Annotated in this window: 7 protein-coding genes; 4 read left to right on the top strand and 3 right to left on the bottom strand. The window is 59.2% G+C overall.

Going from position 1 to position 7,817, the window contains the following annotated elements; translation table 11 throughout:
- Positions 1-631, top strand: a 631-nt coding sequence (locus ACLEJQ_RS09815) for an RNase A-like domain-containing protein (protein WP_440794411.1), incomplete at its 5' end; no start/stop codon positions are given.
- A complete protein-coding gene (locus ACLEJQ_RS09810) occupies positions 628-939 on the top strand; it encodes a contact-dependent growth inhibition system immunity protein (protein WP_440794409.1) in 312 nt (103 codons plus the stop codon). The genes ACLEJQ_RS09815 and ACLEJQ_RS09810, both read left to right, overlap by 4 nt.
- 133 nt (positions 940-1,072) lie before the next feature.
- On the opposite strand, the gene ACLEJQ_RS09805 is transcribed toward ACLEJQ_RS09810, so the two are convergent.
- Together ACLEJQ_RS09805 and ACLEJQ_RS09800 are read right to left on the bottom strand one after the other, a co-directional pair.
- Positions 1,073-2,860: a bifunctional diguanylate cyclase/phosphodiesterase gene (locus ACLEJQ_RS09805; RefSeq protein ID WP_440794407.1), complete on the bottom strand. Its 1,788-nt coding sequence runs from the start codon at positions 2,858-2,860 to the stop codon at positions 1,073-1,075.
- A 129-nt stretch (positions 2,861-2,989) separates the two neighbouring features.
- Positions 2,990-5,068: a carboxy terminal-processing peptidase gene (locus tag ACLEJQ_RS09800; protein WP_440794405.1), complete on the bottom strand. Its 2,079-nt coding sequence runs from the start codon at positions 5,066-5,068 to the stop codon at positions 2,990-2,992.
- A gap of 139 nt (positions 5,069-5,207) precedes the next feature.
- Here ACLEJQ_RS09800 and ACLEJQ_RS09795 point away from each other — a divergent pair, with 139 nt between their 5' ends.
- Both ACLEJQ_RS09795 and ACLEJQ_RS09790 read left to right on the top strand, forming a co-directional pair.
- A complete protein-coding gene (locus tag ACLEJQ_RS09795) occupies positions 5,208-6,170 on the top strand; it encodes an NAD(P)H-quinone oxidoreductase (protein WP_440794403.1) in 963 nt (320 codons plus the stop codon).
- A gap of 131 nt (positions 6,171-6,301) precedes the next feature.
- A complete protein-coding gene (locus tag ACLEJQ_RS09790; RefSeq protein WP_440794401.1) occupies positions 6,302-6,916 on the top strand; it encodes a hypothetical protein in 615 nt (204 codons plus the stop codon).
- A gap of 227 nt (positions 6,917-7,143) precedes the next feature.
- Here ACLEJQ_RS09790 and ACLEJQ_RS09785 read toward each other — a convergent pair whose 3' ends face one another.
- On the bottom strand, positions 7,144-7,797 hold the full coding sequence (locus tag ACLEJQ_RS09785; protein ID WP_440794399.1) for an HAD family hydrolase: 654 nt from the start codon (positions 7,795-7,797) through the stop codon (positions 7,144-7,146).
- Positions 7,798-7,817 lie beyond the last annotated feature (20 nt).

Genomic DNA, 7,817 nt, shown 5'->3' with positions numbered 1-7,817 from the left:
CGGCGAACAACTGGAACAACCGCTGCGCTTCCAGGGCCAATACTTCGACCCCGAAAGCGGCCTGCACTACAACCGGCATCGCTACTACAATCCCGAGACTGGCCGCTACCTGACACCGGACCCGAGTAAGTTGGCGGGTGGGCTCAATGGGTACCGCTACACCCTGAATCCGACGGGGTGGGTGGATCCGTTGGGGTTGGCGTGTAACTGTCCGGGCGATATTGAGGCCGACGGGCCGTTTAGCGAGATTGTGCCGGGAGGCGGCCTGGCGGCGCATGAGGCTCGCGGTGGGCATTTGATTGAGAAACATATTGGTAGGACGGATGCGCAATTGGCTAAAAGGATAGAGAAGGAGCCAAATGTTCCCGCCGCGTCGACGTTCCCAGATCGAACTACAGCTGAGCTATCAGCAGCTAGGACGCTAGCAGCAAATCAGAGAAAAATTGAAAAATTCTTGGCAAGTAAAAAAGACAAGACGACTGTAACTCATGTTTTTGCTCATCCAGTTGGAGTCAGCCTGATAAATGGCCGTACCGACTACCTGCCAGCACACAAAGTATTACTGGTCTTGAAGAAAGATAAACAACAACCAGCAGGATACTTTTTGATTACAGGATTTCCGGAAGTATGAATCAACGATTTCCAGAACTGCATGATTTTTTTGGGGCCTATTTTCATCAAGATTGGCCAGCTGAGTATCAAACCGCTGAACAAGCGCTAGATGCATTCCTTTCAGAATCTGACTCGGAAATCCTAAAGACAGTTCTGCAGGAACTTGACGTTCTACTCAAGCAAAGAAAAACCGAGTGTGAGATGCAGGGATATCTGCTAAGGGAACTGAGCTGTTACTACAGCTATTGGACTGCCTGGGAAACGAGCGAAGCATGGCTACATCATATTACTTGCAGAATAGCTCGTAAGATCGACCAGATTGGCTGAGCCAGACAACTCGGAGTATCAGGAGGAATGAGCTTGCTGCTTTAGGGCTGCTACGCAGCCCAGCGGGAGTAAGCTCCCTCGCCACAAGGTTAGTGTCCGGCGTTCCGGCCGAGAGCGGCAGTGGGGAATCCGCTCAAACCGATAACCCCAACTCCGCCACAGCCTTCCGCTCGACCAAACCATCAACTAAATACACACTTCCCCCCAAAATCCCCTTCGCATGATGCTTCGCCTGCGAAGCCAGTTCCGCCAACTGGCTCGCATCCAACTCCCCACACGCTTCCGACCTCAGATGCACCACGCCAATCGATAGCGACAGCAAAGCAAAATCCTGGCGAACCCCCTGTCTATTCAACGCCGTGAAGTACCCGGCTTCCAGGTGTTCAGGACGGTAGAAGCGGCGGCAGTGGGTCTGGAAGTCGGTCAGGAGTTGGTCGAGGCGTTTGCGCCAGTCTTCCGGGCCGAGGACCAGGAGGAAGTCGTCGCCACCGATGTGGCCGACGAAATCGCGGGTGGGGTCGATGCGTTCGTTCAGGCATTGCGCCAGGCACAGTAGGACTTCGTCGCCGCGGCCATAGCCGTAGATGTCGTTGAAGGGTTTGAAGCTGTCGATGTCGACGTAGCAGATCACCGATTCCTGGCGCTGCTGCAGCACGCGGGTGAGGCATTGCTGGATCGGTACGTTGCCCGGCAGCAGGGTCAGCGGGTTGGCGTAGCGGGCCTGTTGGATTTTCAGTTCGGTGATCAGCTTGAGCACGTCGATCACTCGGCCCAGGCCCAAGTAGCTGCCATTGAGGGTGATGATGAAGTCCTCCTCGATGCGTTGCCGGGCGCGGCTGGTGATGAGGCGGCTGACCTGTTGCAGCGACTGGCTCAGTTCCACCGCGAGGAAGTCGTCGCTCATCAGGCGGCTGATGGGCTTGCGAGCGAACAGGTCGGTGGCGAAGGGCTTGAGCAAGGCGTCGGAAAGGGAATGGCGGTGCACAATGCCACAGGGTTGTTCCCGGTCATCCAGCACGGCCAGGGAGTTGAGGTTGGCCTGGCGCCGAAATGCTTCCAGCACGGTAGCGGTCGGGGTGTCGTGGGCCACTGCCGGTTGTTCGTTGAGCAGCGCGCCGAGATCGTTGATCTCGTCGTTCAGTGACGCCACTCCAGCGTCCTGCTTGGGCATCAGCGTCCTCGCATCGCGAGCCGGTTGTTCCTGAGGCCGGGCGAGCAGATACCCCTGGACCAGGTCGACGCCCATTTCGATCAGCACCGCCAGTTCTTCCGGCAGTTCAATGCCTTCGGCAATCACCTGGGCCCGTGACGTACGGGCGATCTTCAATATTGATCCGACGAACTCGCGCTTGAGGGCATCCTGATGAATGCCGTCGATGAAATGCCGGTCGATCTTGACGTAGTCCGGGCGTAATTCGGACCACAGCCGCAGGCTGGAATACCCGGCGCCCAGGTCATCCAGGGCAATCGAGAAGCCCATGGCCCGGTAATGATGCAGCGCATTCTGCAAAAGCTGGAAGTCATCGATAGGTGTCTGTTCGGTCAGCTCGATCACCACCTGGCTGGGCGGGATGCCGAAGTCTTGCAGCAGTTGCAGCGTGCGCCCGGTCTGGTGCGCGGCTTCCAGGAGGGATTCGGGCGAAACGTTGAGGAACAGCTTGCCCGGCAGCTTCTGCTCGTTGAAGCGGTGGCAGGCGCTGCGGCGGCAGGCCAGTTCGAGTTCGCTGAGGCGTCCGGCCTGGCGGGCTACGGAGAGCAGGGCGATGGGGGAATGCAACGGGCTGTTGGACGGGCCGCGAGTCAAGGCTTCGTAGCCGACGATACGTCGTTCGGATAGGCAGAGGATCGGTTGGAACAGGCTGTGCAAACCGCTTTGAGCCAGGATCGAACTCAAGGCGCCCAGCTGTTCTGTCGTGGTCATGGCTTTCTCTGGCGATAAAAAATGGACCGGGCGCTATCCGCTCAGGAAGCGCCCGGTCCATATTTCACGACAGGATGATGTCAGTTTGATGACACTCCGACGCGCATCACCATTAAATCGCCATCATCGTCAGTGTTTGGCAACCGCCGTGTTGAGTTTCAGGTAATCCAGCAGGATCCGCCCGGTTTCGCTCAGGTAGGCATCGTCTTCCGGCTTGGTTTTTTCCGGCTCGGTGATGAGGTCTTCGTCTTCTTTTTTCAGCTCTTTGAGCGGTTCTTCGCCCTTGGCCTTGCGACGCAGGTTTTCCATCGCCAGTTGCTTGGCTTCGATGTCGGCGTGCTGCGCGCGACGGTCGGCTTCGTTGAGGGTGACGGTTTTTTCCAGCATCAGTTTTTGCGCCAGGGCCAGCTTGTCGCGGATGAATACGAACTCCGCGTCCTGGGCCGTACGGCTGTCATGTTCGGACTTGAGCTGGGCCAGGAATGGCTTGAACGGATCCACGGCCGGCTTGATCGCAGGCTTGATGGTGTCCCACGGCATGGCCTCGGGCAGGGCGCTCTCGCCGATTTCCTTGGTGTCGATGATCGACGGGTAATCGATGTCCGGCAGTACGCCCTGATGCTGGGTGCTCTGGCCGGAGACCCGGTAGAACTTGGCCAGGGTCAGTTTCAGCTCGCCATGGTTGAGTGGCTGGATGGTCTGCACGGTGCCTTTGCCGAAGGTCTGGCCGCCGATGATCAGCGCACGGTGATAATCCTGCATGGCGCCGGCGAAAATCTCCGAGGCCGAAGCCGACAGGCGGTTCACCAGCAGCGCCATCGGGCCTTTGTAGAATGCGCCCGGGTTTTCGTCTTCCAGCACGTCCACGCGGCCATCGGCATTACGCACGAGCACGGTCGGGCCCTTGTCGATAAACAGGCTGGTCAACTCGGTGGCTTCCTGCAGGGAGCCGCCGCCGTTGTTGCGCAAGTCGATGACCACGCCGTCGACTTTTTCCTTCTGCAGCTCGGTCAGCAGCTTCTTGACGTCGCGGGTGGTGCTCTTGTAGTCCGGATCGCCGGCGCGGAACGCCTTGAAGTCCAGGTAGAAGGCCGGGATCTCGATGACGCCGAGCTTGTAGTCCTTGCCGTCCTGTTTCAGGTTGAGAACCGACTTCTTCGCCGCCTGTTCTTCCAGCTTCACGGCTTCCCGAGTGATGGCTACGATTTTGCTGGTCTGATCGTTCGGTGCGTTGCTGGCCGGGATGACTTCCAAGCGCACCACCGAGCCTTTCGGCCCACGGATCAGCTTGACCACTTCGTCCAGGCGCCAGCCGACCACGTCGACCATTTCCTTGTTGCCCTGGGCAACGCCGATGATCTTGTCCGCCGGACCCACCTGCTTGGTCTTGTCCGCCGGCCCCGCCGGCACCAGGCGCACGATTTTCACCTGGTCGTTGTCGCTTTGCAGGACAGCGCCGATGCCTTCCAGGGACAGGCTCATGTTGATGTCGAAGTTTTCTGCGTTATCCGGCGAGAGATAATTGGTGTGCGGGTCGTAGGACATGGCGAAGGTGTTGATGTACGCCTGGAAGATGTCCTCGGCACGGGTCTGGTCCAGGCGCGCCAGTTGGTTCTTGTAGCGCTTGGTCAGGGTTTCCTGAATCTGCTTGGGCTCCTTGCCGGCGATCTTCATGCGCAGCACTTCGTCCTTGACACGTTTGCGCCACAGGTCGTCGAGCTCGGCGGTGCTTTTGAGCCAAGGCGCGTCCTTGCGGTCGACCAGCAGGGTTTCCTTGGCATTGAAATCGATTTTATCGACGCCTTTGTTCAACTCGGCGAGGGCGTAGTCCAGACGCGCCTTTACGCGGTCCAGGTAGCGCTTGTAGATGATGAACCCGGCATTGAGGTCGCCGCTCTTGAGGAAGTCGTCGAACTGGGTTTTCCACTTGTCGAATTCGGCGATGTCGCTGGCCAGGAAATAACTGCGCGACGGATCAAGCAACTTAATGTAACTGTCATAAATGATGACCGAGCGCGCATCATCGAGCGGCGGCTTGCTGTAGTGGTGACGCTTGAGCAGCTCGACGACGTTAAGGCTGGCTATCACCTCGTCACGATCGGGCTGAAGCTTGTCCCAGCTGTTGGCCGCAAACGTATTGCTCGAGAGCGTGGAAACGCCAAGGCCAATGAAAAGGGCAAGTGCAGTGCTGGGGAACAAACGCTTCATACTGATTCGACGCAGGGACAATTGATCACGCATATTAGGCCGTCTTTGAAGTCGCCGGTTCCATGTGGCCCGGGCGCATAATGCAAGAAAGCCCGGCGTTACAGCAGCGGGCCCAGTCGAGACTCACTATGGAGGCACCGTGAAAGCATTGCAAGGCGTTGAAGGCCAAGTGGTATGGGCACAGGAGCCAACTCCTGTGTGTGATGCAGGGCAAGTTCGCATCCGGGTAGCGGCCGCCGGCCTGAATCGGGCCGATTTATTGCAGAAGGCCGGGCTTTATCCGCCGCCGCCCGGCGCGAGTCAGGTGTTGGGGCTGGAGTGTTCCGGGGTCATCAGCGAAGTCGGACCAGGCTCGTCCTGGGCAGTCGGCGACCGCGTTTGTGCCTTGCTTGCCGGCGGTGGGATGGCCGAAGAAGTGGTGGTCGATGGCCGCCACGTGTTGCCGGTACCGGAGGGCCTGTCCTTGGCCGAAGCCGCCGCGCTGCCTGAGGTCTACAGTACTGCGTGGCTGAATTTGTATCAGCTGGCCGCGCTCAAGCCGGGTGAAAAAGTGCTGTTGCACGCCGGGGCCAGTGGCGTCGGCTCGGCTGCGATCCAACTGTGCAAGGCGTTCGGCAACCCGTGTTGGGTCAGTGTCGGCTCGGCGGATCGGCTGGCCTATTGCCAAGCCCTCGGTGCCCAGGGCGGGGTGATTCGCACCGACGATATCAACCGCTTGAGCGAATTCGGTCCCTTCGATGTGATCCTCGATCCCGTGGGTGCGAACTACGCCGGACTCAACGTGAAACTTTTGTCAGTTGACGGACGCTGGGTGTTGATCGGGCTTATGAGCGGCCGCTCGGCGGAGTTTGACCTGGCCCAGGTACTGGGCAAGCGTATCCAACTGTTGGGCTCGACCTTGCGCAGTCGTGACGATCAATTCAAGGCTGATCTGATCAGTGAGTTGGGCCGGCAAGTCTGGCCGCTGTTCAGCGAAGGCCGCCTGAGCCCGCAACTGGCCCGCACCTTTGCCATTGGGGATGCCGAAGCGGCGTTCAAGGAACTGGCGACCAACACGGTGTCGGGGAAACTGGTGCTGGTGATCGATGAGAGCCTGAGCTGATTCGGCACGTTGGATAGGCGTACACCCTGTCGGATCTGACAGTAGACACCCTCAAATGCCTGACTCTAGAGTCGAGGTGAGAGAAGGTGTCTCTCTGGCCAGTCTTTTCCCGATCCAGGCAGGGCCCTGTCATGTCCGATTACGCCGCTTTACGCATGCTGGTTATCACGCTTTCCCTGTTGGCCTACGAGGGCGCCCGGGGACAAGAGACCGGAAGAGTGCCTCCGGATACTTCAGAACAAGGCCAATGGGGAAATTGGGGACCCATGGCGTATTGCCCGCAGAGGCAACATGTCTGGGGCTTCCGGCTCAAGAGCGAGCCCTATCAGGGCAACGGCGACGATACCGCCTTGAATGCGATCCAGTTGATCTGCAAGAGCAGCGCCACGGGAGCGCCGACCTACATCCAGAGCCTGGAAGGAGGGTGGGGAAGTTGGGGCAAGGATTACGTTTGCCGCGAACATCCCGCCATAGCTTTTGCCATTCAGGTGGAGCGGTTTCAGGGCAGGGACAAGGAAAAGGGCTCGAAGGACGATACCGCCGCCGGCAATATCAAGATCAATTGCGGCTCGCAAATCCTGGTCGGTGACCCGCCCGCCGCGTGGGGGGAGTGGACCGGATTCTACCGTTGCGCCGACGGCATAGGTGGCGGGAAAGTGAATGGTTTCAGGACTCGGGTGGAACCCGACCAGGGCAACGGCGACGATACGGCCCTCAACGCCATGCAGGTGTCTTGCGCGTACTAAGGCAAGGCATTGGATAGTTCGAAGACGGGAGCCACGCTGGATCAGCCGGTTCTGCGACTGCTTCGCAGCCGAGCGGGAGCAAGCTCCTTCGCCACAGGATCCGGGCGCTGGTACATGTGGGAGCGAGCTTGCTCGCGATGGCGTCGGTCAGCAATGGAGGATTGACTGACACACCACTATCGCGAGCAGGCTCGCTCCCACAGGTGCGTCACAGACCCTAAAAGCATTTACTTCCAGGTATGAATCGGCCATCCCGCTGATTCGGCATGGGCTTTGAGCACCGGGTCCGGGTTGACGACGTGGGGGAAGTCCACCCGTTGCAGCAGCGGCAGGTCGTTGCGCGAGTCGGAATAGAAACTCGCGCCTTCGAGGTTTTCTTCTTCGGCATCCAGCCAGTCCAGCAGTCGGGTGATCTTGCCTTCGCGGTAGGTCAGGGTGCCCACGGTCTTGCCTGTGTAAGCCCCGTTGACGACTTCAAGGTCGATCGCCAGGATCTCATCGATACCCAGGCGTTCGGCGATGGGTTTAACCAGGTGTGTGCCCGAGGCCGAGATCACCAGGATCCGGTCGCCGGCCTTGCGGTGCTCGGCGATGGCGCGGGTGGCGTCGCTGAAGATGATCGGTTCGATGAAGTCTTCCACCCACGGCGTCACCAGGTGTTCGATTTCCTCCGGGGTGCGGCCGATCATCGGCTCCAGGCTGAAATCCATGTAGGCCTCCATCAGCAGCTTGCCGTGGCTGTAGGCGTCCATCAGCTCGTTGTTGCGGCGCATGAAGGACTCGGGATCGACCCAGCCCAGGCGGCCCATTTGCTCGCTCCAGAGGGTGGCGCAATCGCCGTGGATCAGGGTTTCGTCCAGATCAAAAATTGCCAGGGCCATCAGCGCGTTTCCCTTCTCAA

Source organism: Pseudomonas sp. SMV71, assembly GCF_052042015.1.
Classification (GTDB): Bacteria; Pseudomonadota; Gammaproteobacteria; order Pseudomonadales; family Pseudomonadaceae; genus Aquipseudomonas.
This window is presented reverse-complemented; position numbering and strand designations above follow the sequence as displayed.